The sequence below is a fragment of the Neorhizobium sp. PAMB6630 genome (assembly GCF_058242775.1).
In genome coordinates this window covers 325,881-349,394 of sequence record NZ_JBZAYV010000002.1, presented here as the reverse complement: position 1 = coordinate 349,394, position 23,514 = coordinate 325,881, and the positions used below count along the sequence as shown (strand labels likewise).

Here is a 23,514-nt window from a genome sequence, read left to right as displayed (position 1 = left end):
GCTCCCACAGACAACCCTTGGAAAGGGGAAGGCCACGGTAATCGAGCCTTCAAGTAATCCGTCGCGAAAACTACCTCGCACATCCCTGATTTCTCAATAAATCTGTATGATTGATTTGGCTCGGCAGGTTTGTTCACCTTCAAAGATCACTTTGTCAACAATCTCTGGAACCCCGCATGCGAATCCACCATCTCAACTGCGGCTCACATTGCCCCGTTGGCGGGTTTCTTTTTGACGGATCAAGCAGCGGCCTGCTGGCAAATATCTGCACTCACTGTTTGCTGGTAGAGACTGCGGACTTCTTAGTCCTGGTCGACACCGGCTATGGATTAAAAGATGTGTTGCGGACGTCGGCGCGAAGACTGCCGCTCACTTGGCCGCTCATCCTCAATACCCGTCTACACGAACGAGATACGGCGATCCGTCAGATCGAAGCGATCGGTTTTTCGGCGCGGGATGTGCGCCACATCGTCCTTACGCATCTGGATTTCGACCATGCGGGCGGGATAGCGGATTTTCCAGAGGCTACAGTTCATGTCATGTCGGGAGAACGGCAGGCGGCGGAGAATGCGCGTGGCTTCGTCGCACGGCAGCGTTACAGGCCCTCAATGTGGAAAGATGTTAAAGACTGGCGAATGTACGAAGCTGAAGGCGAAGCATGGTTCGGACTGAGCTCAGTCCGTGACCTCCATGGACTTCCTCCGGAAATACTGATGGTTCCATTGCCGGGCCATACCTTGGGTCATGCGGGAGTCGCGATCAGGTCGGATGGTCGCTGGCTTCTGAACGCTGGAGACAGCTTCATGCATGCTGGTCAACTCGATGTGGCACACCCGCAATGCCCTGTTGGAATTGAGGTCTATCAGGCAATCATGAGCTCCGATCGGCTAGCCCGCCTCGACAACATCGAGAGACTTCGCGAACTCAAACGAGACCACGGTTCCGAAATGTCTATTTTCGCTTCGCATGACACTGTTCAACTGGCGGCAATGCGTGCTTCGACACTGCCGAGCTAGAGCAATTCCAGCAAAAGTGGGAACCGGTTTTGCGTGTGGAATTGCGTTAAAACAAAGAGATAGAGCATTGCAGGCGATTCTGTTATCGCCGGAAATGCTCTAGTTCCGCGAAGGAGCGGCGATGGCCGCCCCTCAACAAGACCATGACCACGGATCGGTCGATGCGGAACCGGTCACCCATGCCGAGCTGGCATGGTCCATGTCACAGCGCCGCCTTCAGGAAGGCGTGGATATAATCAGCCGAAAGCTGGGGAAACTGGTGGTGCGGTCCGTGTCCGGTGCGGGGCATGACCAGAAGTTGGGCCCGAGGTATTTTGCGCACAAGCGGGAACCAGTTATCGGCAGGCGTTCCTGGGTCATTGTCGCCGCAAATGATCAGCATGGGCACGTTGGACTTTGTCAGCGCCTCGCGGACCCCCTCCTTGTCGTCGTGAAATTTCTGGGCGGCGGCAAAGTAGACCTTGAACTCGTCCATGGTGGACGGGATACGCTCGGTCACTCCGGCGCGCGCGTAGATGCGGTCACGGGAAGCCTTTGCAGCCGCTAGGCTCTCTGCATAGGCAGGTTCGAAGAACAGGGTTTCCTCGTCCTTCAGGTCGTTGACCGGCTTCACAGCAAGCTTGAACCAGTCGTCGCGCATCCCATGCTCTACCTTTCCAGCAGGATTGGTGCCCATGAGAACGGCCCGATTGACCATCTCGGGGTGTTTTACGAGGAAAGTCTGGCCCAGGGCCCCGCCCCAGGACCAACTCACCAGGTTGAACTTGCGGACTCCGACTGCGTGGGCGAAATTCGCCATGGTGTCAGCGACAGCGACCATGTCGGGCGCAAGCTCTCCTTCGGAGTAGCCGACACCAGGATAGTCCACCACGATGACACGGTAGTCGTCCGCCAATGCATCGACGAAGGCCGGGTCCCAGGTGTCGAGGGTTCCACGCAGCCGGGTGAACATGATGATCGGGTCGCCTGACCCGACTTCGCGGTAGGCGAGCTTCACGCCACCGACGTCGACGAACTTTGTTTCGGCGCTGCCAGCAGTCTCGCTTGCACAGGCCTGGAACGGTAACCAGACGAAAAACATGAAGAATGTGATAACGTATTTCATTGACGTGATCCTTCGGGGTTGGAATTGGGGGTGCGACGGCCGCCGTCGTTCGCGAGGCATAGAGGCACCCTGCGCCCGCTGGACGGACGGGACGCTTCGGAGCGAGCGGTCGCGAATGGCAGCACATGCGCGGCTGACGCTCAGCAAAATACAAGACTTGGTTTCTACTGGGCGACCGAGCCCAAGTACCGGGGCGGCGGGCCTGTCGAGCGATAGATGCGGCCCCAATTCATGGCGGGCAGAGTCGAACGCCTTCCATAGCTCCTCATTGCCAAGCGATGGGATAGTGACGATCTCGCCTGCATCAAAGCCCGCAAGAGCGGCGTCGATCATTTGGCCCGCGTCCATCATCATCCTGGCGGGGATCACTGCTGTGTCGACACCCGCGCGCTCGAATATTTCGGTCCTGGTAAAGCCGGGCAGGACGGCCTGAAAACGGACGCCCTTACGCCGCAGTTCGATGTCGAGGGCTTGGGTCAGCGAGAGCACGAACGCCTTTCCCGCAGCATAGCTGCCGTTGAAGCTTTCCGGCATCAGCGCGACCACAGACGCAATATTGATGATCGCTCCCGAGCCTTTCTCGCTGAAGGCTTTCGCGGCTGCGACGGTCAGGGCATGCAGGACATCGACGTTAAGATGGACCATGCGGTCAAGGACGCCATCGTCAGAGTTCAAGACGCTTCCGCTCGGCCCGACTCCAGCACTATTGACGAGAAGTCCGATAGTTTTGTCCTGGCGGATGCGATGCAGCAGAAGGTCGAGGTCACTGCGCTCGCTCAGATCGAGGGGCAATGGTATTGTGGCAATTGCGTATTTCTCGGTCAGGCGATTGGCAGCGGCGCGTGGCCTCGCCGCGTCGCGGGCGACCACGATGAGATCATAGCCTCGGGCGGCGAGCCTGTCGGCATAGACCGCACCGATACCGGAGGACGCCCCGGTGACGATTGCGATGGGTCTGGTCATGGTGGTCTCCTTATTGGGGTGCTGCGGGCGTCTTTCGAGCCGACGGTCGGGACCGCTGCGATCCCGACCGTTTCCGTTTATGCGGCGTGGTGGATGCTCATGTGCTTGACGTTCGACCCGTCGGCGCGTGCATGGCGCACCGCCCAATCGAGCGCGAAATCGGCGACCTCTTCCCAGCCTGCCTCGAGGCAGGTGAAATGCGAGCGGTCCTCGAAAATCTTGAGGGCCGTGTGGGACGGCGCGCGCTTCTGCTTGTCGTAGATCGCCCTGGTCATGCTCGCGTCGGCGATGAGGTCGAGGCCGCCGCCGATGAGGAGCAGCGGAGCGCGGTCCGGGTTGTCCCACCGTATCTTGCCGATCGATGTGAGGATGCCATCCCAATAGACCTTGCCCGCCGTCGGAACGATGTAACGGTCGTAGTAGTCGTCGACCTTGTCTTTCGGGAGCGCGTTCGCAAAGCGATTGCCGAAAAACTTGCGCGACATATGAATCGTGCGCTTCCAGCTGCCCCATGACCCCAGCACCGGGAGTGCGGATACGATCGAATGGATACCGAGCCGGACACCCGTCGTTGGTGCGGGATCAATGGCCACGCCGGCGACGCCGAGGCCGCGGTCGAGCAATAACTGGGTCCAGACACCGCCGGCCGAATGGCCCATCAAGATGGGTGCCTCGGGCAGCTTTCGGATTTCCGCCTCAAGATGGTCGACGATGCCCTGGACGCCGACTGCCTTGAGCATGGGATGGGGGTTGGCCCGAAGTTCTGCCGGCTCGCGGTCGTTGTACGGCCAGTTCGGTGTAACCACGGTGTAACCCTTGGCTTCGTAGCGGGCCTTGAAGCCCTCCCAGCTCTTGGCGTTGAGCCAGGCCCCGTGGATGAGCACGATGGTATTCGTCATCGGAATTCTCCTTATTCAAATGGTCGAGCGAGGAAGGTTCATGCCGAGGTCTTGAAGAAGGCTAGGAGATCGGCGTTGATCACGTCCGGATGGGTGGTGCACATACCGTGCGGGAGGCCTTGATAAGTCTTGAGCGTGCCGTTCTTCAGCAGCTTCGCAGACAGTGGCGCGGCGTCCGCATAGGGCACGATCTGGTCGTCGTCGCCATGCATGACGAGCACCGGCAGGTCTATCGCCTTGAGGTCGTCGGTGAAGTCTGTTTCCGAGAAGGCCTTAATGCAATCGTAGTGGGCCTTGGCTCCGCCCATCATGCCCTGCCGCCACCAATTCTGGATCACGCCTTCGGAGACTTGCGCGCCAGGACGGTTAAAGCCGTAGAAGGGGCCGGCCGGAACGTCTCGGAAAAACTGAGCGCGGTTGGCAATCAGCGCGGCGCGGAAACCATCGAACACTTCGATCGGCAGGCCACCGGGGTTCTTTTCGGATTTTACCATGATCGGCGGCACAGCACCGATGATGACGGCTTTCGAGACACGGCCGGGCTTGGAGCGTGCGACATAGTGGACGACTTCGCCGCCGCCCGTGGAATGGCCGACATGGATGGCGTTCTTCAGGTCCAGCTTCTCGGCCAGCGCCGCGACATCCGCCGCGTAGGTGTCCATCTCGTTGCCCGTGTCGGTTTGGGTCGAGCGCCCATGGCCACGCCGGTCATGGGCGATGACGCGGAAACCCTGACCAAGGAAAAACATCATCTGGTTGTCCCAGTCGTCGGCTGACAGCGGCCAGCCATGGTGGAAGACGACCGCCTGGGCGTCCTTCGGACCCCAGTCCTTGTAAAAGATTTCGGTACCGTCGTTGGTGGTGATGGTGGACATGATGAGGTTCCCTTGCTCGTTTGCGGTTGATGTTTTGGCGGCCAGTGCCTTCTTCGGAAGAGCTGCGACGGCGAGCACTGCGCTGCCTCCGACAAGCAGATCGCGCCGGGTCGCGGTCATCAAATTCTGTGCGATTGTGGTGGCGTTCATGTTCGTCTCCTTGGCGGCGTGAATGCCTCTGTTCGACGAGATGAAGCTTGGCGGACCGCGGTCTGTAACGCGAGTAAACGGTCGTAAATCCGTGAAAATCGAAATTCCGATCACATCACGGGCAAACAGAAGGGGACCAGGCCGCAGGCCCGGCCCCCTCGAAATTCTGGTCCCATGCCGGTCAGGCGGGCACGAACCGATAGGCGTCGCCCTTTCGTTCGGCGTAACCCACGCCTGGATAGGTCCAGTGATAGCCAAGAAGCTTGAGCTTCTCGGTCGCAGCGCGATCGAGGAGGGCGCGGCGGTTCTTGAGAGCGAGCTCGGCGTCGGTGTCGAAGCCAAAATGCCAATGTGGATGCTGGAAGAAGATCACGTCGTTGGTGCAGGCGTCGCCAGTGATGACGAGGTTGTCGCGCCCCCCGAGTTCGACGGAGATGTGTCCCGGTGTATGCCCCGGAGTATCGATGATCGACATTCCGGGCACGATCTCGTCACCATTCCTCACAAAGGTAGTCCGGTCCTCTACGGCGAACAGATCGCGTTGAGCACCCTTGGCGAAGCCATGCAGCGCCGCTGGCCGCCGAAGCTCAAAGTCCTTGTCGGTCCAGAAGTCCCACTCGGTTTGGCCCACATAGTATTTAGCGTTGGGGTAGAGGACCTTGCCGTCGCCGGTGATGGTTGCACCGGAATGGTCTGGGTGCGCATGGCTGAACACGACCTTGGTGATCGAGGCCGGATCAACGCCCGCAGCCTTGAGATTGTTCGCAAGCCGCCCGGTGCTGGGCTGGAAGTTTCCGCCCGCGCCGTTGTCGATCAGGATCAGGTCGTCGCCGTAGCGAATGAGCGGAACGTTAGCTTGAACGGGTGCGCTCGTCATGTCACCACCCAGGGACGCGAGGATCGGAAGACGAACTTCAGGGGGTGCGTCAGGGAGCAGGATGTCTGCGGAAAGCGTGAGAAAACCGTCACTGAAGACGGATATGTCGAAATCGCCATGGGCGAAACGGTGGGTAACCGCGGCGTAGGCAGGAGTACCTGCAGCGCCCGCCAGCGCTGCACTCGCTGCGAGCGAGAGGAATTCCCTTCGATTGGTAGAATGAGGCTGGTAACGGGTCATCGACGTGTCTCCCTTGGATTGGAAAAGGCACGCCGATTGTGGGATCGTCCCCGCACGCGGACGAGTGAATGGTTGTAAATGGCTGCGAAAGAAGCGACCGTATGGGGTTACTGCAGTAGCTGGCTGATCCATTCAAGATCAGTTGCCGAGCTTCGAATGATGCGGGCATCATCGCGCGTCTTGCTCCACGGCGACCCATTTGAAAGCACGACCGTTTTGCCCTGGTCGAGAAAAGCCAGCTTGAGCGCCGAGGCGGCTTCGACATCGGCTGTCTCAGTCAGGAAGAAAGCTGCCGCTTCGAAGTCGTCGACGACGATCTGCTCGATGGAGAGCGCATCGGCGATGTCGCTGCGGGCGATATGGTCGGAGAGAAAGCCTGCGACTACAGGGTCTTCCGAGAACCTCCGCATGTGTCCGGCGACGAGCGGAAACCCACCTCGATCACATGCAAATATAACCTCGGCTCCCAAACGCCGCAGCTCGCAATATGCCATCGCCACGCCACGCGCGAGCTCCCGGTCGGGCGCGCCCGTGCTATGCTCGCCGTCCAGGACGATCAGTACTCTGCGTTGAACGGTGACCATGCCTTTGCCTCAGTTGTCAAAAGGCTATTCGAGCACGGCACGAGGGACCAGTGAGGAGTTGTAAATCAGTGTAAAGACGGCAAATCAGTGGAAAGCGCGGTGATCGGGTCGGTCGCGCTTGTTCGTAGGTTGCACGACCATCCCAGATTCGGCTTTCTTATCGCCGTTTGGCTGCATCCGAGACCGGTCAGCGGAAAGTCTTCTTTGCCATGCGACAGCTGATTGAGATTCAGCCTCGGCTTCGGCCGCGTCGATCCATTCCGCTCCGGCTGCAGGGGCGTTCTGCCCGGATCCGTGACAAAGCAACTGACCCTTCACGCGAAGGAGTTCCGGTTTGCACCACCGTTCGCCCGAAGACTCGCAGTGGGCGAGCGCCCGGTCTATGACTTCGTTGGCTTCGGCAAACTTCTGAAGCGCGGCGAGTGCTCGCGCCTCAACCACTTGGAAATAGGTTCTGAACAAATTGAACCCCGCATGGTCGAGCACCGACATGCTCCCCCTGAGTTCGACGAGGCAATCGGCAGCTTTGCCCTCGGTAAGCTTGACCTCGGCCTCAAAGCAGCTTGCGTAGGAGTTCCAGACATCCAGGGACAGCGACTTGGTATGGTCCTTGAGAAGCGCGATGTAGTCCCTCGCGAGGTCGAGCCTGCCTTCCAGAAGAGCTAGGGGGCATGCAGCCTCTGCGAGGACGTTCGTCAACGACAGCTCATGCCCGATCGAGATCGCCTGCTCGACACTGGACTGCACCTCGGCCAGCGCGCGATCGCCGTCGCCAAGCACCCAGAGATCGCGGGCGAGGATAATCCTCGCGGTGATCCGCTGGTCGAACTGGAATCGCGTAGTATGCCCTGCGGGTAACGCATCATACTCGATGATCATATCCTCAAGGAGCTCGCGGGACTGGGCGTGGCGGCCGAGCCAATGCAGCGTCGCGCCCATGATGCGCTTGGCCACGACATTATCGACAGGATCAGTCGATCCTGCCGCCACAGTCGCGAACCTGTGGGCGAACTGGAGGCCGAGCTGGGGTTCAGCGCGGTTGATCGCGTCGACCCACAACGCCCAGATGGCTCGCAGCTGGTAGTCGATATCACCGAGGCGCTCGGCAATCCGCAGCGCTGCCGTCCAGGCGTCGACGCCCTTTTCAGGCACCTCGGTCGACCGCATCTGCGGCCATCCCAGCGCCGTATACAGCTTCATCCGTCGCTGCTCGTCGAGGTCGGGGTGCGCGTCGAGATAGGCGATGGCCTTTGTCACCCAGTCGAAGCATTCATCGAGAAGCGAAAGCCGAAAGAGTAGCGGCAACGCTGCCACTGTCAGCCGGACCCCCGACAATTCGTCTCCGCCGGGCTCGAACGCCCAGTCCAGCGCCAGCCGCAGACTAGCAACATGCTGTGCAAAATCCTCGGACCAGTCCTCAGTGGAGGCCGAATAGAGGTCCTGCTCGCTCATTTCAAACAGTTCAGAAAGGTATTGCGCGAGGCGGGACATGACGGATGAGTACTGCCCGCTCTCACGCAGTTTTTCGACAGCGTAGAAGCGCGTTGTATCGAGCAGGCGGTATCGGGTTGTATCCGACAGGGGCTCGGCAACCACCAGCGACTTCGATACGAGGTTCAAGACGACCTCGTCGGTGTCGCCGAGAACTGCGGAAGCGGCGCCCGTCGTGAACCAACCGCGGAAGATCGAGAGCTGCTGGATTGCTCTCTGCTCGTCCGGCGTAAGGACGAAATAGCTCCAGTCGAGCGTGGCGCGTAGTGTCTGGTGGCGCAGCAGCGCAGTGCGCCGACCCCTGCTCAGCACCCGGAAACTGTCTTTCAGGGATGTTGAGAGCGTCCTGGCTGACATCGTGTCCATACGAGCTGCGGCCAACTCGATCGCGAGCGCGATGCCATCGACCTGTTGGCAGACCTCAACGACATGGGAGACATCCTCGTCGCTGAGCTTGTACCCACCCCGGCAGGCGGCGGCGCGTTCCACGAACAGTTGCACGGCCGGCGATTCCATCGCCTCGGCGACGGTCATTCCCGTCTCGGGTGTATCCAGGGGGCTCAGGCGGTGAACCCATTCGCCGTCCGATCGCAGGGGCTCCCGACTCGTGGCAAGGAACCGCGGGGACGCGGTCCGACCCAGTATCGATTCCACGAAAAGCGCGGCCTCATCAACGACATGCTCGCAGCTGTCGAGCACGATGACGATGTCACGTCCCTCCAGCACCTCTGCGATCTCACCGTCAATGTCGTCGTTGCGCGAGGGGATGTCGAGCTTCGAGGCCACCTCCGTCGATATGAGCTCACCTGAGCTGAGTTCGGCAAGATCGACCCAGATCACCTCGGCGGAAGATCGGCCGAGCACGGCACGCGCCACGGTGGATTTCCCTATGCCACCCGGCCCGACGATGGTGAGAAGTCGCGCATCCGGCAGTTGCTCGGACAGTCTCTCGACCACGTCAGACCGTCCGAAGAGCTTCGCGTTCACACGACGCTCCATGCGAACGACCTGAGCCGCGCCGGGTTGCCGCATCTCGGTTGCGGGGTTCTTCTTCCGGGTCACCTTGGCGATGAAGGTGTAGCCACGGCCCGGTACATTGGTAACGTAAAAGGATTCGCGTTTGGTGTCACCGAGCGCACGGCGGATAGCTGAGATGTGGACCCGCAGATTGGTTTCATCGACAAACGTATCCGGCCAAGCATGCCGAATGATCTCCGCGTTCGTGAGGATCCTTCCGGCATTCGAGGTCAGGCAGGCAAGGATGTCCATGGCCCGGCTTCCCAGGGTCACCGGGCTGCCGTCCCGCGTCAGGGTTCGCCTTCCCGACTTCAAGACGAATGGGCCGAACTGGACCTCGTCTTCCACGATGTCATTCCCATCCATCCAGGCCGCCATTCGCCAGTTGATCCGCTACGTCCATCGAAAGTTGACAATAGCCAGCTTCGCGTCGCACGCAAAGAGGGTATGGGCAGAGTGCTCGATTTGGCACAGCCTCGGACCATTACCTGACAGCCATAGGCGTGAGCTGAGAATGCAAGGTGGCTATCCGCCGACGGCTGGGGCATTGGGTTGCCTAAAAGGTGATCGGACCAAACACCGGCTGCTTCCTGGGAGTGGCAACCTGACAGCAGACAGTCCGTTTCCGGCCCCCTTCCCGACATTCCAAGTGGGCCAGGTGCTTGATCTGGCGCGTTTATCTGCCAGTTCGCATTTAAAGTAATGTCAGGTCGACGGTTCGATTCCGTTCAAGGCGGAGACGACCGGCAGGGCCCATCAAAGACCAAATTTCGCACATCTGCTGATCCCCGCGCCAACGCCGAAGACGTCTGAACATTGTTCTGCCTGACCTGTTTACTGGAGGCCCCGCTTCATGAGGCGCTTGCAAGGGCACGCTGCTTCCGGAGGTGTTCGGCGAGCACCACCACATCGGCCGGGCCATTCAGCCCTGCAGCGATAATGGACACTCTCAGATTTTCAGCGAGTGTGGCGTCGAAATTGGTACCAAGGATCATATCCGTGTCCGAATTAACGTGGTCACGGATGTAATTTGCCGCCTCATCGACTTCGAACAGTGTCAATTCCCTTGTCGCGGACATCGAAACCAGCAGGGTTCTTGCAGTTTCGAGGCTTGTCCCCCTGAAAAGGGGATTGTCGATCGCCGCTCTGGCAGCCTCTCTTGCGCGACCGCTCCCTGCGGCCGTGCCGCTCGCGATGATCGCCCGGCCCATGTTTTTCATCACCGCTTGAACATCGGCGAAGTCCACGTTGATCAAGCCATACGCCCGCATCAAATCCACCAAGGACATGACCCCTTCAACAAGGACCGTGTCAGCCATCTGGAATGCTGTATCAAGCGTTGTCGTCGCATTCGAAAGGTGGAAAAGGTTCTGGTTTGGAACGATAATCACGGTATCGGCTGCCTCGACCAGAGATCGTATACCGTCCTTTGCCTGGCGCGCCCGGTGCGTTCCCTCAAAAGTGAAGGGCTCCGTCACCACCGCAACTGTGAGCAAGCCCGCCTGACGGGCGGCGTGTGCGATCACGGGTGTGGCGCCTGTTCCTGTGCCGCCACCCATTCCGGCGGCAAGGAAGCACACCTGCACATTTTCCAAATGCGCCATGATGTCATCAAGCGATTCCGTCGCCGCAGCGCGACCTAGCTCCGGCCGAGAACCTGCTCCCAGCCCTTGCGTAACGTTTCTGCCGAGTTGCACGTGATGTTCGGCCTTGGAGGAAGCCAGGGCCTGGGCGTCTGTGTTGGCGGCAATGAACTTCACATCCGCGTTGCTGCTTGCAATCATTGTGTTGATCGCATTCCCGCCGCCGCCCCCGACGCCGATAACGGCAATCCTCGGCGTCCAGGCACTCATTCCGAGCGATGGCATTGGCTTCGTTTTCATGGCGTCAGGCGTCCCAGCGCCGAAATAGCGCGCTGGCATTCACCCCGCCGAAGCCGAAGCCATTGCTGATTGCGAATTCCATTGGGAGTGACCGTGCTTTGTTGGCGACGAAATCAATGCTACTGCCGGCCGGATCGGGAGAGTTAAGATTCAAGGTAGGTGGCGCGACCTGATCCCGCAGCGCGAGAATCGTGAAGATCGCTTCGAGGCCGCCGGCTGCTCCGAGAAGGTGGCCCGTTGCGGACTTGGTGCCGCTGACCGCTATTCCCGACTTTGTCCCGAACACGGACTTGATCGCTTCGATTTCACCACGATCTCCGAGCTGGGTGGATGTGGCATGGGCGTTGAGATGCTGAATCCGGGAAGGGGCGATACCCGCTTGTCTGATCGCGATCTGCATTGCTCTGGCAGCCCCGGATCCATCTTCCGGACCAGACGTGACATGATGGGCATCAGCCGTGGTGCCATAACCGACCAATTCCGCCAGTGGTGTCGCCCCACGCGCCAGGGCATGACTGAGGGCTTCGATGACCAGGATGCCCGCACCTTCCCCCATAACAAATCCGTCGCGCAGCATGTCGAAAGGCCGCGACGCAGCAGCCGGGGTCTCGGCAAAGCCGGTCGACAAAGCCCGCGCCGCCGCGAAGCCCCCAAGGCTCACGGTGTTCATGCAGGCTTCCGTTCCACCGCACACGGCAATATCGACTTCGTTCGCCCGGATCATGCGGGCTGCGTCACCGATCGCCTGGACGCCCGCCGCGCAGGCGGTCACCGGCGCGCCAAGCGGGCCCTTCAGCCCGTGGCGGATCGACACCTGACCTGCGGCGAGGTTGACCAGGAAGGACGGAATGGTGAACGGCGACAGACGGCGAGGACCCTTCTTATCGACGATGCGGACCGCCTCGGTGATCGCCGGGAAGCCGCCAATCCCCGATGCGATGATCGTTGCCGTCCTCTGGCGGTCCTCCTCTGAGACGGGTCTCCATCCGGCGTGTGCGAGGGCTTCGTCTGCCGCCGCCAATGCGAACAGAATGAAGCGATCCACCTTGCGCTGATCCTTGGGGGGTAGGATGCGATCTGCATCGAAACCAGCTTCGGGGTCCTCTTGGATCGTCGGGACGACACCGCCAACCTTGGATGCCAGGTCTCCGACCATGTCGTCGTGCAGGCGACGAAGGCCGGATTGACCGGCGAGAAGGCGGCTCCAGGAATTCTCGACGCTGGCGCCGAGCGGACTGACGGCACCCATTCCCGTGACAACAATACGACGCATGACAACTCCATCGCCGGGATCCGCGGTCGCACGGATGCCGGGCATTCAAAACGTGAAAAGGAAAGTAAGAGGCCGCTACGCGACCGTCTCTGCGCAAGCCAGGCGTCTGGCTTGCGCAGCCGCCGTTTCCAGCAGACGCTCGGCAAGTGTTTCATCCGTCACGATCCGCGACAGCGTGACCGCGCCGACCATCAGTGCAAGCATGACTTCAGCTTTCTGTGCCCGGATCTCCTTGCTGTCTGTGGCAGGCAGGAGGTCCTCCAGGACCTGCAGATGCGCTTTGATTCCGTCCTGAAATGGTTGTCGGACATCCTCACTCTGGCGCGCCGCATCGGCACCAAGGGCGACAAGCGGACAACCGTCACCGGTTTCGCCTCGATGATCGGCTGAGAGGTAGAGGTCAAGGACACCCTGAAGCGGATCGGCGCTCGAGGCTGCGACAGAGGACCATCGGCGCGTTGCGCTCTCCATGGCGCGGCGTGAGGCCAAAGCTGCGAGATCCTCCTTGGATTCGAACTGCTTGTAGAAGCCGCCTTGGGTGAGGCCTGCTCCTTTCATCAGGTCCTTCAGGCCGATCCCATCAAAGCCATGCTCCCGAAAAAGCCGGCTTGCGACATTGATGACTGTCTCCCGATTGGCTTCCGCCTGGGCACGGCTCACTCTCATGACGGTCTCCATTTAGATTTATATTGACATCTATAATGCTTTTAGAGTTAGGATGCAATCTATGAATTGGGATGCTCCCGTCAAGAAGGTTGGTGTCATGAAACGAAAATTCCTGCTCGCGACTGTCGCGCTGGCGGCCCTTGCCGGCGTTGCGGCTGCCATTGTTCTCCTCCCGCCGGCAACTCAGGAAGCCGTTGCCGCGGACCCTCGCACCTTGCCGCCTCTTGTGAGCCTGGCCATGGTCAAAAGCCCCGAAGCGGGCAACAGAACGTTCACCGGGACTGTGGCAGCCAGGGTGCAGAGCGATCTCGGGTTCCGGGTGCCCGGCAAAATCGTTGAACGGCTTGTCGGTGTCGGCGAGCAGGTGAGAGCCGGTCAGCCTTTGCTGAGCATCGATAGCAACGACCTCAGCCTGTCCCTGACCGCCAGACGCAACGCCGTCATTGCCGCGCAGGCAACCTTTGTGCAGGCGCAGGCGGATGAGAAGCGTTTTGCCGTTCTCGTCAGATCCAATGCGGCCTCTACCCAGCAGTACGAACGGGCGAAGGCAGCTCTTGATACCGCAGCGGCGCAATTGTCTGCGGCCAAGGCCGATGCGACAGTCGCGGAAAACGAAGTGGCCTATGCCGTGCTGCTGGCCGATGCCGATGGCACGATCGTCGAGACCCTCGCAGAACCCGGTCAGGTGGTGTCCGCAGGACAGCCGGTCATACGGCTCGCGAAGGCCGGTCCGCGCGAGGCACTGGTGTGGATGCCTGAGACCATGAGGCCTGCTATCGGTACGGTCGCGCGCGCCACGATCTATGGTCAGAGCGGACAGGAAACGGCGGTCCTGCGGCAAATTTCCGATGCCGCTGACCAGCAGACACGCACATATGAGACGCGCTGGGTCCTGCAAGGAGCCGCCGCGGCCGCACCTTTGGGCGCTACAGTGACGATCGGTGTCGAAAACAGCACCCATGCACACTATACCGAAGTTCCGCTTGGGGCCGTACTCGACGATGGGACCCGAACGGGGGTCTGGGTCTTCAATGACAAGACGTCAACGGTTCATTTCCGCCCGGTCGCGGTTGAACGGATCGGTGAGGAGACGGCTTTTGTCACCGATGTCAGATCCGGTGAAACGGTCGTGGCTCTCGGAGCCCATCTGCTGCAGGACGGCGCCAGTGTGCGCACCAACGTCGAAAAGGCGGAGGCCGCAAACTGATGAGCTTCAATCTTTCAGCGCTCGCCGTTCGCGAGCGCGCCGTCACCTTGTTCTTCATCGTTCTTCTGGCTGCAGCCGGCGCATACGCATTTATCAAACTGGGGCGAGCCGAAGATCCTTCGTTCACGATCAAGACCCTCACCGTCACTACGGTGTGGCCCGGAGCCACGGCCCGCGAGATGCAGGATCTCGTCGCCGAACCGCTCGAAAAGCGCATACAGGAACTGACCTGGTATGATCGCGTCGAGACCACGACGCGTCCTGGCTTCGCATACATGACCGTGACATTGAAGGACAACACGCCCCCTGCCGTGGTCGAAGACGAATTCTATCAGGCGCGCAAAAAGCTTGGAGATGAGGCTCGAAACCTCCCTCAAGGCGTCTTCGGTCCTTTCGTCAACGATGAATACTCCGATGTGAGTTTTGCTCTGTATGCTCTCAAAGCACAGGGCATGCCCAAGCGAGATCTTGTGCGGCAGGCCGAAACGATCCGCCAGGATCTTTTGCATGTTTCGGGCGTCAAGAAGATCAACATTCTCGGCGAACAGCCTGAGCAGATATTCGTAGAGTTCTCCTATCAGAAGCTCGCGACGCTCGGTATTTCACCGCAGGATGTCGCTGCCGCCCTGCAGCGCCGAAACACGGTCACGCCCGCAGGCACGATCGATACTCGCGGGCCACAGGTCTTCATGCGCTTCGACGGCGCTTATGACAGTGTTCAGGCGGTGGCGGACACCCCGATTGTTGCCGGCGGACGCACTATCAAGCTTTCTGACTTTGCTGAAGTCCGCCGCGGTTATCAGGATCCAGAGACCTTCGTGATCAGGCATGATGGCGAACCGGCCATCATGCTTGGCGTCGTCATGCAGCAAGGCTGGAACGGCCTGGAACTGGGCAAGGCACTGGAAGATAGAACTTCGCAGATCGCGCAGGCGCTGCCGCTCGGAAACACCCTTGCGAAAGTCAGTGATCAGGCCGTCAACATTCAGGAAGCCGTCGGCGAGTTCATGATGAAGTTCGCGATGGCGCTCGGCGTCGTGCTCTTCGTCAGTCTTGTCAGCCTCGGCTGGCGCGTCGGGATCGTGGTAGCACTTGCCGTGCCACTCACACTCGGTGTCGTGTTCATCATCATGCTTGATACGGGCAGGTTCTTTGACCGCATCACCCTTGGCGCACTCATCCTGGCGCTCGGATTGCTCGTTGATGATGCCATTATCGCGATCGAAGTGATGGTCGTCAAAATGGAAGAGGGCATGGACCGCCTTAAGGCGGCAGCCTATGCTTGGAGCCATACGGCAGCCCCGATGCTGTCGGGCACGCTGGTCACCATCATCGGTCTGATGCCCGTTGGTTTCGCCCGCTCAGCGGCCGGGGAATATGCCGGCAACATATTCTGGATTGTCGGTTTCGCCCTGATCGTCTCCTGGCTCGTGGCGGTCATCTTCACCCCCTATCTGGGCATCAAGATGCTGCCGAACATCAAGCCGGTCGAAGGTGGTCATCACGCCATCTACAACACGCCCAACTATCGACGCCTGCGCAGCGTGATCGAATTTGTCGTGCGGCACAAGTTCATGACATGCGGCATTGTCGTCGTGATGATGGGTGTGTCCGTCGTCGGCATGGGTTCAGTCAAACAGCAGTTCTTCCCGACATCGGACCGCCCGGAGGTACTCGTTGAGGTCCGTCTGCCGGAGGGAACGAGCATCAAGACGACCACCGAGACAGTCGCAAAACTGGAAGATTGGATACAGCAGCAGCCGGAGACGAAGATCGTTACCAGCTATGTCGGCCAAGGCGCTCCCCGTTTCTTCTTTGCGATGTCGCCCGAGCTGCCGGACCCAGCATTTGCGAAAATCGTTGTGTTGACGTCCAACGCCGAGGCGCGAGAAGCGCTGAAGGAACGCCTGCGAGAAACAATCTCGGCGGGACTTGCGCCAGAAGCGTTCGTGCGGGTTACACAACTCGTCTTCGGACCCTTCACGCCGTTCCCCGTCGAGTTCCGGATCATGGGGCCGGATCCAGAAAAGCTCTACGAAATCTCCGAGCAAGCAATATCTCTGATGCAGACAGTTCCGGACGTGCGGCACGCCAATCGTGACTGGGGCAATCGTACACCTGTTCTTCGTTTTGTTCCGGATCAGGAGCGTCTCAATTTGATCGGGCTGTCACCTGCCGAAGCTGGTCAGCAGCTCCAACTCCTGCTGACGGGGGTTCCGATCACGCAGGTTCGCGAAGACATCCGCAATGTTGACGTTGTTGCGCGAAGCGGCGGCGACACACGTCTTGATCCGTCGAAGCTGTCGAATTTTTCCCTCATCGGCAGGGAGGGCAGGGCAGTTCCACTCGACCAGATCGGCCACGCCGAAGTTCGCTTCGAGGAGCCGATCATGAAGCGCCGCGACAGGACATCCGTGATCACGGTTCGTTCCGACATCAACGAGGCAAGCCAACCACCGGAAGTCTCAATGCAGGTCATGCAGGCGCTTCAGCCTCTTATCGCATCGCTGCCGGTCGGATACCGTATCGAAATGGGGGGCAATATCGAGGAGTCCTTGAAGGCGAATGCCGCTCTCGTTCAGGTCTTTCCCGTGATGATCGCTGCCATGCTGATCGTCATCATTCTGCAGGTGCGCAGTCTGTCAACGATGACGATGGTGATGCTGACTGGGCCGCTTGGACTGGCTGGCGTCGTTCCTGTCTTGCTCATCTTCAACCAGCCATTCGGATTCAACGCCATTCTTGGCCTGATTGGTCTCGCGGGCATCCTGATGCGCAACACGCTGATCCTCACCGAGCAGATCAAGGAGAACAAGGCGGCTGGTCTGGACGATTATCATGCGGTCATTGAGGCGACGGTGCAGCGAACGCGGCCTGTCATCCTGACGGCGCTTGCAGCCGTGCTCGCCTTCATCCCGCTGACGCACTCCGTTTTCTGGGGCTCCATGGCCTACACGCTGATCGGTGGCACGGCTGTCGGCACGGTCTTGATCCTGCTGTTCCTGCCGGCGCTTTACGCGACCTGGTTTCGGATCAAGCCGCCTAAGGCGGGCACGCAACCCCAGTCCAAAGGAGAGGTGGAGCATCAGCCTCTCCGGCTTGCGGCCGAATGAGCGACATCCGACAGGCCTGTGCGCTCTGACGCCGTTGCGGGAATATGATTGTGAAAGTCTCAGATCTGCGAAATGTTGTTGCGACGGGGGCAAGGATGTCTCTCCTCGACACCGCCTATGAGACGAATCATGAGATGCACGACGCACTTTTGGATGTGGCGGAAAAACTCTTCCGCCACATCGGCCACCAGAAGACCACCATCGAGGATATTGCCGCCGAGTTCGGTAAGAGTCGTGCGAGCGTCTACCGCTTCTTTCCTACGCGCAGTTCGATCAACTATCGTGTCTATGCTCGCTGGGCGCAGAGGGAACTCGACCGGCGTGACCAAGATGCGGGAGCCGCAACCTCGGCGCCGGCCATGGTAGCCAATGTCCTCACCAGGCTCAATCACCGCGCGCGGGCACGGGTTGTTTCCCAGCCGAACGAGCATGCCCTGTGGGTGGTTGCGGCACTCGAAGATTGGCAGGTGCATCACGCCTACTTCCAGTCCCTGACCACGGGATTTGCCACCATGATGGGGCGAGACGCTGACATGCGCCACCTGCCGGACCCTGCCATCACCACGATGGCCAAAGGTGTCGTCACGGCCATGGTTGCCTATCTGCATCCCGTTCTCGTGGAGCAGAGAATGAACAGCGAGAAAGAGGCCGATGCGGATCTGCAGGCGCATATCGGGTTCGTCTTGAAAGCGCTGAACCCGTTGTGGCGGCCCGAGACGCGCACCCGCTGAACGTCAACACATGAGACCAAACTCCGTTTTTGCCTGGACCTCAAAGGCCCATTCATCCTGGACGGCCGCCGATATGGCCTCCTCCAGCGTCGAAAACATCAGGGGATAGATGACCGCGCCGCGCCATAAGACGACGCCCCGACAGATGTTCCTGCGCTCCATGCGCACGAATACCGAATAGCCTTCCGGCAGCGCCTGCGGGAAGACCTGTGTGAACACCTCGGTTCTCACCTGCTCCCAGTGTTCGACCGGCGTCCGTCGGGCGAAAAAGGCCTGCGTCTCCTCCCAGTACGGGTGCGGCTCGATTTCTCCGTTCTGATCCTGAACCGCGATGACATAGCGTTTCCCGCGGGCGAGACGCAGCAGCTTATAGGTAATTTTGGGCATGGCTTCGGAATGGTTCCTAATGGGATGAACGGCCAGCGTTAGCCACGCGCCTGAGGCTGACGACGCAGCTCGATGTGCCGTGTGCGTGGACCTTGCCGGTCGGTGACTCTATCTTGCCTTCCAGCGTGATGATCATCCGGCTGCGCGCGACAACCCGAGCGCTGATCCGCAGTTCGCAGTAGTCCGCGACGATCGGACGAATGAATTTGGCCGCGGTTTCATGCTTCGGGCACCATTCCTCCGGCTGCAAAAGGGTGTGGGCCGCGACAGCCATTGCTGTGTCAAGCATGGTCATGCTTCCGCCGCCATGAACGGTTCCAAGCGTGTTGAGGAAGCGCTTTTCTGGAAAGGCTCTGGGCTCCACGGCGCCCGCTTCAGGCGGCATCAACGTGAATGGAAGCAGATCCGCCATAGGTGGGCGCGTATGAAGGCCGGCGGCCAGGCCTGCAACATAGTCGAGACCGGTTTTGGCCAATGACTGCGCCACGTTCAGTCCGGGGGAGCCTTGGATGGTCTTCTCCTTCTCGCTCATGTTCGTTTTACCTTTGTTCACTCCGCTCTAGCCGGCATTGTGTCTGCGTAGGCGCCGCTAATGCCGATAGCTGCAGGAGATCGCAGCCTCGCGCGGCATCTGGACGTGCCCCAACAAAATCCGGAATAAATCCTCTTGATTTTTTATATTGCGAATGACATCTAATATCTCGTTAGATGTCAAGCGGCATCTTAAGCGAGGGTGGGTTCTATCGAATCCCTTGCGAGGAGCCACGGCCCAGTTTCGGGCGAAAGTGAACAGAGGAGGCCGCAGTGGCCCAAGGAAAAGTAATAGCAATAACGGGCGCTTCCTCAGGGATTGGTGCCGCAACTGCGCGTCTGCTGGCGCAGCAAGGCTATCGAGTATTCGCCGGTGTGCGTAATCCGGACAGTGCAAGCCCAATCCCCGGCGTGACGTTCGGAAAGCTGGATGTGACGAGCGACGAGCAGGTATCAACCTTTGTCGAATGGGTTCTGGCCGAGGCGGGCACGATCGATGTCCTGATCAACAATGCGGGTGTCTCGCTGATGGGCCCTGTCGAAAATACCTCCGTTGCGGAGGCTGCCAAGGTCTTTGACGTGAACGTGTTTGGCCCACTGCGCATGATCCGCGCAACCCTGCCTGCCATGCGCAATGCCCGAAGCGGACTGATCATCAATGTCAGTTCCGTCCTCGGCTTCCTGCCGGCTCCTTTCATGGGCATCTATGCCAGCAGCAAGCACGCGATCGAGGGACTTTCTGAATCTCTCGATCACGAGATCCGGGACTTCAACGTACGTGTCATCCTGGTAGAGCCCACCTTCACCAATACCAATCTCGACGTGAATTCGGCAATCACCGAGGCTGCTCCCGGCGCGTATGCCGAACAGCTTGAGGCGACGACCCGCGCCGTTCTCGCCCAGGTCAAGTCTGCACCCTCTCCGAAATGGGTCGCCGATCAGATCCTCACGGCCATCGAAAGCCCGTACAGAATGCGTCAACCGGTCGGCAAGCATGCGACGCTTCTCAGCCGGCTGCGCCGGTTCATGCCGGCGAAGGCAGTCGATAGCAGCCTTCGTAAGACGTTCGGGTTCGGCAAACAGTAGCTTCTCTGCACCTATCTGAACGCTGGCGGGTCTATTTGATCTGATATCCGGCGCTCAAGCAAACAAGGCGTAGCATCTCTTACCCCAGCTGCGCCTTGGCCGCCCATCTCCCCCAGGATGGGCGGTACCATGTAGGAGGCTCTCTGCGTGCCATCCCTATGATCTCGGACAACGCCGGCTAGGCGCTTGCCCTAACGACAAGTGAGCCTAGGAAAAGACGGTCGCGGTCTTGCCTGTCAGGGTGAGCAAGAACCTCAACCAGATAGTCAGCCATTTCGGACAACGGTTGCCTGTAGGTCGTTAGGCGGTAGTTTGGGTTATCTGCCTGCGGCACGTCATCGAAGCCTGTGATGGCTATGTCTCCAGGTACGGATAGACCGAGCGCGTAACGGACCGCATCGGCCGCCCCCATCGCAAGCGCATCATTCTCGCAAACTAATACGTCCGGCAGGTCACCCCGCGGGCAATTCTCCAACGCGTCGGCCACAACCTTGCCTGCCAAAGTCGGGTCATATGTGCTGACCGTGGCCAACCCCGGCTCGCTGCCTACATGTGCGAGCCAGTAGGAGAAGAAGGTCTCCTTTCTCAGAAGGTGGGCGGAGTAATTCTGGGGGCCGGCTACAAAGAGCGGTCGCCTGTATCCTTTCGCGTGAATGTATTCAGCCAAATCGGTCATCGCCCTGACGTCGTCCACAGCAATGGAAATTGTGTTGGGACGCTCTGAGGTTCTGGCAAAAATGATGAGCTCGCGGAACTTGCGAGCGTGAGCGGCCGCCTCGAGCACCTCATCATCGAACTGAAGGCCGATCAGGATCACGGCATCGACACGTCTCTGGCTCGCGTTTAGCAGCGCATGACTGGCATCATTGCGATCAAGTGTGTTGACCAGCAACGTGTCCCAGCCGCCGCGTCTCAAGGCACGTGTCAGACATTCCATCATCACCAGTTTGTGCGGGTTGGCGAAGTCGTCGATCAGTAGTGCGACCAGATTGGAACGATCGGAGGCAAGACTGACAGCCCTAAGGTCGGGCACATAGCCGAGCCGTTCGGCCGCTGCCATGACCTTTTCAAGGCTCTTGCGGGAAATCGACGCGTCCTTGCGGAAGGCTCTGTTGACCGTCCACCTGGAAACGCCTGCCGCCTCTGCCACGTCGTCAGCCGTCACATTGGCAATCACGAGATTTTTTCCGTCTGTCATCATCTCCCCGGCACCTGAATATGCATCGGTCATCATTGATCATGCGTTCCATCTCCAGTCCAATCAGAATTTTGCTCGCGCGAGCAAATAGCTGTTGCTCGCGCGAGCAAAATAAAGCATGGTCACTGTCGAAACGGGGCCAGTCGTAGGGGAGAAATACAGTGCTCAGAATTGGATTGCTTGGTGCGGGCCGTATTGGGCGGGTTCATGCAACAAACATCGCAGCTCATCCGCAGAGCCGCCTTGTAGCAGTTTCCGACATCAACCTCGAGGCCGCGAAGAGCTTGGCATCGTCGTACAGCGCTGAGGCCGCCGACGTTGATGCGGTCATCAGCAATCCAGCCATTGATGCCGTATTGATCGCAACCTCGACAGACACCCATTCAAACTTGATCGAGAGAGCGGCGAGGGCGGGCAAGGCAGTCCTTTGCGAGAAGCCTGTCGACCTTTCGCTGGAGCGGGCCAAGGCATGTCTTGCGACTGCCTCGCTCGAGGGAACGCCAATCATGATTGGGTTCAATCGGCGCTTCGATCCCAACTTTTCTGGCATCAAGACAGCGTTGGCAGAAGGGGAGATCGGCAAGGCTGAGCTTCTGTCGATCACGTCCTTCGATCCCTCGCCGCCGCCTGTGAGCTACATAAAGGTCTCTGGCGGTCTCTTCCGCGACATGATGATCCACGACTTCGACATGGCGAATTTCATTATGGGAGATTTGCCGACCACCGTCCATGCCGTCGGTAGCTCAATAGTCGATCCGGACATCGGCGCGGCTGGCGATGTCGATACTGCGGTTGTTACGCTGACTTATGCCGACGGACGCATCGCGGTGATCAAGAACAGCCGTCGCGCTGTCTATGGCTATGACCAGAGGGTTGAACTGCTCGGTTCGACCGGCCTGCTTTCGGCAGGCAATGTGCTCGAACACACGATTACGAAGTCAACCGTATCGGGTGTGACAAGCGCGAAGCCAGAGTTCTTCTTCCTCGAACGCTACATGCGGGCTTACGCGGCTGAATGGGCCGCCTTCGTATGCGCGGTTCTCGCTGGCGCCCCTATTCCGGTCACACTTCAGGATGGCGTGGCGGCATTGGCACTGGCCGAGGCTGCAGCGGATTCGCTCGGCTCAGGGCAGCCATCATCGGTTTTGATTTAACGGGTTCGAAGTCCACAGGCCTTCGAAATGGCTAGCCGCAGCGTCTGGAGGATGGTGCGCTGACGGCATTCGGTTCCGGCTCTGCGAGCCGGAGAATGGGCGTATGGAGTTGCGCCCGCAATCAACGTAACTGGGAGGTTATCATGAAAAAATTACTCGCATCGGTGGCGGTCGCTGCAGTTGTGGCAATGGCGGCCCCTGCATTTGCTACAGATATCATCGTCGTGGCGCATGGACAGGCCAATGACCCGTTTTGGTCGGTGGTGAAGAACGGCGTCGAGAAGGCAGCAAAAGATACGGGCGCAAACGTCGAGTTCCGTTCTCCGGAAACGTTCGACATGGTTCAGATGAGCCAGATGATCGATGCTGCTGTCAACCAAGAGCCGGATGGCCTTGTGGTTTCCATTCCCGACGGTGATGCATTGGGGCCAGCAATCCAACGCGCGGTCGCTGCCGGCATTCCCGTCATCTCGATGAACTCCGGCTCGGACGTCGCTCACAAATTGGGCGCACTTCTGCATGTCGGCCAGTCCGAGTTCGATGCCGGCAAGGCTGCGGGTGCCAAGCTTGCCGAAATGGGTGGCACCAAAGGGATCTGCGTGAACCAGGAAGTCGGCAACGTCGCTCTCGACCTACGCTGCCAGGGCTTTGCGGAAGGATTCGGAAAGGCTGTGACGGTCGTGCCGACGCAGAACGATCCGGCGGAAGTCGAAGCCAAGGTTCGGGCGGCACTCGAATCTGATCCGAGCGTGGACACCGTTCTCGGTCTTGGCGCCTCCCTGGTCGGCGAGCCGGCTGTCAAGGCAGCGCAAGCCCTCGGTCGAGACAAAGTTCTGATAGCGAGCTTCGATCTGTCCGCCGGTTTCCTGAAGGATGTTGCCGACGGCAAGGCGTCTTTTGCGATCGACCAGCAGCAGTTCCTGCAGGGATATCTTCCCGTCGCGTTCCTCGCCTTGAAGGCCCAGTACGGGCTGGTTCCGGGCGGTGATGTTCCTTCCGGTCCCAACCTGGTCACCAAGGAGAGTGCTGCAAACGTCATCGAGCTTTCGTCTCAGGGCATTCGCTGAG

18 protein-coding genes and 2 pseudogenes are annotated in these 23,514 nt (G+C 59.6%); 7 read left to right on the top strand and 13 right to left on the bottom strand.

The features are described 5' to 3' along the window. Positions 1–176: 176 nt before the first annotated feature. Entirely contained in the window at positions 177–1,016 is an 840-nt protein-coding gene (locus tag AC4CWF_RS20370) for an MBL fold metallo-hydrolase (protein ID WP_491287123.1), read from the top strand. Between the two features lie 202 nt (positions 1,017–1,218). Here the strand turns inward: AC4CWF_RS20370 and AC4CWF_RS20365 are convergent. The 10 genes and pseudogenes from AC4CWF_RS20365 to AC4CWF_RS20320 form a co-directional block, all read right to left on the bottom strand. Next, positions 1,219–1,896 (bottom strand): annotated as a pseudogene (locus AC4CWF_RS20365) (alpha/beta fold hydrolase); the annotation flags it as partial. A gap of 417 nt (positions 1,897–2,313) precedes the next feature. Further along, a pseudogene (locus AC4CWF_RS20360) lies at positions 2,314–3,084 on the bottom strand (SDR family NAD(P)-dependent oxidoreductase); the annotation flags it as partial. Between the two features lie 77 nt (positions 3,085–3,161). Beyond that, entirely contained in the window at positions 3,162–3,983 is an 822-nt protein-coding gene (locus tag AC4CWF_RS20355) for an alpha/beta hydrolase (protein ID WP_491287122.1), read from the bottom strand. 38 nt (positions 3,984–4,021) lie between these two features. After that, entirely contained in the window at positions 4,022–4,858 is an 837-nt protein-coding gene (locus AC4CWF_RS20350; protein WP_491287720.1) for an alpha/beta fold hydrolase, read from the bottom strand. A gap of 331 nt (positions 4,859–5,189) precedes the next feature. Continuing rightward, on the bottom strand, positions 5,190–6,125 hold the full coding sequence (locus AC4CWF_RS20345) for an MBL fold metallo-hydrolase (RefSeq protein ID WP_491287120.1): 936 nt from the start codon (positions 6,123–6,125) through the stop codon (positions 5,190–5,192). A gap of 107 nt (positions 6,126–6,232) precedes the next feature. Beyond that, the gene (locus tag AC4CWF_RS20340) at positions 6,233–6,709 is read right to left on the bottom strand and encodes a hypothetical protein (RefSeq protein WP_491287118.1); all 477 of its coding nucleotides are present in this window, start codon (positions 6,707–6,709) and stop codon (positions 6,233–6,235) included. Between the two features lie 84 nt (positions 6,710–6,793). After that, positions 6,794–9,595 (bottom strand): ATP-binding protein, encoded by a 2,802-nt coding sequence (locus AC4CWF_RS20335; RefSeq protein WP_491287116.1) that lies wholly within the window; start codon positions 9,593–9,595, stop codon positions 6,794–6,796. 473 nt (positions 9,596–10,068) lie between these two features. Then, on the bottom strand, positions 10,069–11,100 hold the full coding sequence (ftsZ, locus tag AC4CWF_RS20330) for a cell division protein FtsZ (RefSeq protein ID WP_491287114.1): 1,032 nt from the start codon (positions 11,098–11,100) through the stop codon (positions 10,069–10,071). A 4-nt stretch (positions 11,101–11,104) separates the two neighbouring features. Beyond that, positions 11,105–12,373, bottom strand: coding sequence for a beta-ketoacyl-ACP synthase II (fabF, locus tag AC4CWF_RS20325; protein ID WP_491287113.1), 1,269 nt, complete (start codon positions 12,371–12,373; stop codon positions 11,105–11,107). A 75-nt stretch (positions 12,374–12,448) separates the two neighbouring features. Continuing rightward, complete coding sequence (locus AC4CWF_RS20320; protein WP_491287111.1) at positions 12,449–13,039, bottom strand: TetR family transcriptional regulator; 591 nt, start codon at positions 13,037–13,039, stop codon at positions 12,449–12,451. A 97-nt stretch (positions 13,040–13,136) separates the two neighbouring features. On the opposite strand from AC4CWF_RS20320, the gene AC4CWF_RS20315 reads away from it, so the two are divergent. The 3 genes from AC4CWF_RS20315 (at position 13,137) to AC4CWF_RS20305 (ending at position 18,090) form a co-directional block, all read left to right on the top strand. Beyond that, on the top strand, positions 13,137–14,246 hold the full coding sequence (locus AC4CWF_RS20315; RefSeq protein WP_491287110.1) for an efflux RND transporter periplasmic adaptor subunit: 1,110 nt from the start codon (positions 13,137–13,139) through the stop codon (positions 14,244–14,246). Continuing rightward, complete coding sequence (locus AC4CWF_RS20310; protein WP_491287109.1) at positions 14,246–17,359, top strand: efflux RND transporter permease subunit; 3,114 nt, start codon at positions 14,246–14,248, stop codon at positions 17,357–17,359. Before AC4CWF_RS20315 ends, AC4CWF_RS20310 begins: the two co-directional genes overlap by 1 nt. 95 nt (positions 17,360–17,454) lie before the next feature. Next, the gene (locus tag AC4CWF_RS20305) at positions 17,455–18,090 is read left to right on the top strand and encodes a TetR/AcrR family transcriptional regulator (protein WP_491287107.1); all 636 of its coding nucleotides are present in this window, start codon (positions 17,455–17,457) and stop codon (positions 18,088–18,090) included. Positions 18,091–18,093: 3 nt separating this feature from the next. On the opposite strand, the gene AC4CWF_RS20300 is transcribed toward AC4CWF_RS20305, so the two are convergent. Further along, positions 18,094–18,477, bottom strand: coding sequence for a hypothetical protein (locus AC4CWF_RS20300; protein ID WP_491287105.1), 384 nt, complete (start codon positions 18,475–18,477; stop codon positions 18,094–18,096). A gap of 16 nt (positions 18,478–18,493) precedes the next feature. Further along, positions 18,494–19,009, bottom strand: a complete 516-nt coding sequence (locus tag AC4CWF_RS20295) for a PaaI family thioesterase (RefSeq protein WP_491287103.1) — start codon at positions 19,007–19,009, stop codon at positions 18,494–18,496. Between the two features lie 272 nt (positions 19,010–19,281). Between AC4CWF_RS20295 and AC4CWF_RS20290 the strand changes: the two genes are divergently transcribed. Further along, a complete protein-coding gene (locus tag AC4CWF_RS20290) occupies positions 19,282–20,094 on the top strand; it encodes an oxidoreductase (protein ID WP_491287101.1) in 813 nt (270 codons plus the stop codon). A gap of 178 nt (positions 20,095–20,272) precedes the next feature. Here AC4CWF_RS20290 and AC4CWF_RS20285 read toward each other — a convergent pair whose 3' ends face one another. Beyond that, the gene (locus AC4CWF_RS20285) at positions 20,273–21,328 is read right to left on the bottom strand and encodes a LacI family DNA-binding transcriptional regulator (RefSeq protein WP_491287100.1); all 1,056 of its coding nucleotides are present in this window, start codon (positions 21,326–21,328) and stop codon (positions 20,273–20,275) included. 125 nt (positions 21,329–21,453) lie between these two features. Here AC4CWF_RS20285 and iolG point away from each other — a divergent pair, with 125 nt between their 5' ends. Next, entirely contained in the window at positions 21,454–22,446 is a 993-nt protein-coding gene (gene iolG / locus AC4CWF_RS20280; protein WP_491287098.1) for an inositol 2-dehydrogenase, read from the top strand. 143 nt (positions 22,447–22,589) lie between these two features. Then, complete coding sequence (locus tag AC4CWF_RS20275) at positions 22,590–23,513, top strand: sugar ABC transporter substrate-binding protein (protein WP_491287718.1); 924 nt, start codon at positions 22,590–22,592, stop codon at positions 23,511–23,513. Position 23,514: the final 1 nt, after the last annotated feature.

Bases quoted from the DNA above. Each gene is read 5' to 3' on its own strand.
- AC4CWF_RS20370 (WP_491287123.1), top strand. From the start codon at position 177: ATGCGAATCCACCATCTCAACTGCGGCTCACATTGCCCCGTTGGCGGG.
- AC4CWF_RS20355 (WP_491287122.1), bottom strand. From the start codon at position 3,983: ATGACGAATACCATCGTGCTCATCCACGGGGCCTGGCTCAACGCCAAG.
- AC4CWF_RS20350 (WP_491287720.1), bottom strand. From the start codon at position 4,858: ATGTCCACCATCACCACCAACGACGGTACCGAAATCTTTTACAAGGAC.
- AC4CWF_RS20345 (WP_491287120.1), bottom strand. From the start codon at position 6,125: ATGACCCGTTACCAGCCTCATTCTACCAATCGAAGGGAATTCCTCTCG.
- AC4CWF_RS20340 (WP_491287118.1), bottom strand. From the start codon at position 6,709: ATGGTCACCGTTCAACGCAGAGTACTGATCGTCCTGGACGGCGAGCAT.
- AC4CWF_RS20335 (WP_491287116.1), bottom strand. From the start codon at position 9,595: ATGGCGGCCTGGATGGATGGGAATGACATCGTGGAAGACGAGGTCCAG.
- ftsZ (WP_491287114.1), bottom strand. From the start codon at position 11,100: ATGAAAACGAAGCCAATGCCATCGCTCGGAATGAGTGCCTGGACGCCG.
- fabF (WP_491287113.1), bottom strand. From the start codon at position 12,373: ATGCGTCGTATTGTTGTCACGGGAATGGGTGCCGTCAGTCCGCTCGGC.
- AC4CWF_RS20320 (WP_491287111.1), bottom strand. From the start codon at position 13,039: ATGAGAGTGAGCCGTGCCCAGGCGGAAGCCAATCGGGAGACAGTCATC.
- AC4CWF_RS20315 (WP_491287110.1), top strand. From the start codon at position 13,137: ATGAAACGAAAATTCCTGCTCGCGACTGTCGCGCTGGCGGCCCTTGCC.
- AC4CWF_RS20310 (WP_491287109.1), top strand. From the start codon at position 14,246: ATGAGCTTCAATCTTTCAGCGCTCGCCGTTCGCGAGCGCGCCGTCACC.
- AC4CWF_RS20305 (WP_491287107.1), top strand. From the start codon at position 17,455: ATGTCTCTCCTCGACACCGCCTATGAGACGAATCATGAGATGCACGAC.
- AC4CWF_RS20300 (WP_491287105.1), bottom strand. From the start codon at position 18,477: ATGCCCAAAATTACCTATAAGCTGCTGCGTCTCGCCCGCGGGAAACGC.
- AC4CWF_RS20295 (WP_491287103.1), bottom strand. From the start codon at position 19,009: ATGAGCGAGAAGGAGAAGACCATCCAAGGCTCCCCCGGACTGAACGTG.
- AC4CWF_RS20285 (WP_491287100.1), bottom strand. From the start codon at position 21,328: ATGATGACCGATGCATATTCAGGTGCCGGGGAGATGATGACAGACGGA.
- AC4CWF_RS20275 (WP_491287718.1), top strand. From the start codon at position 22,590: ATGAAAAAATTACTCGCATCGGTGGCGGTCGCTGCAGTTGTGGCAATG.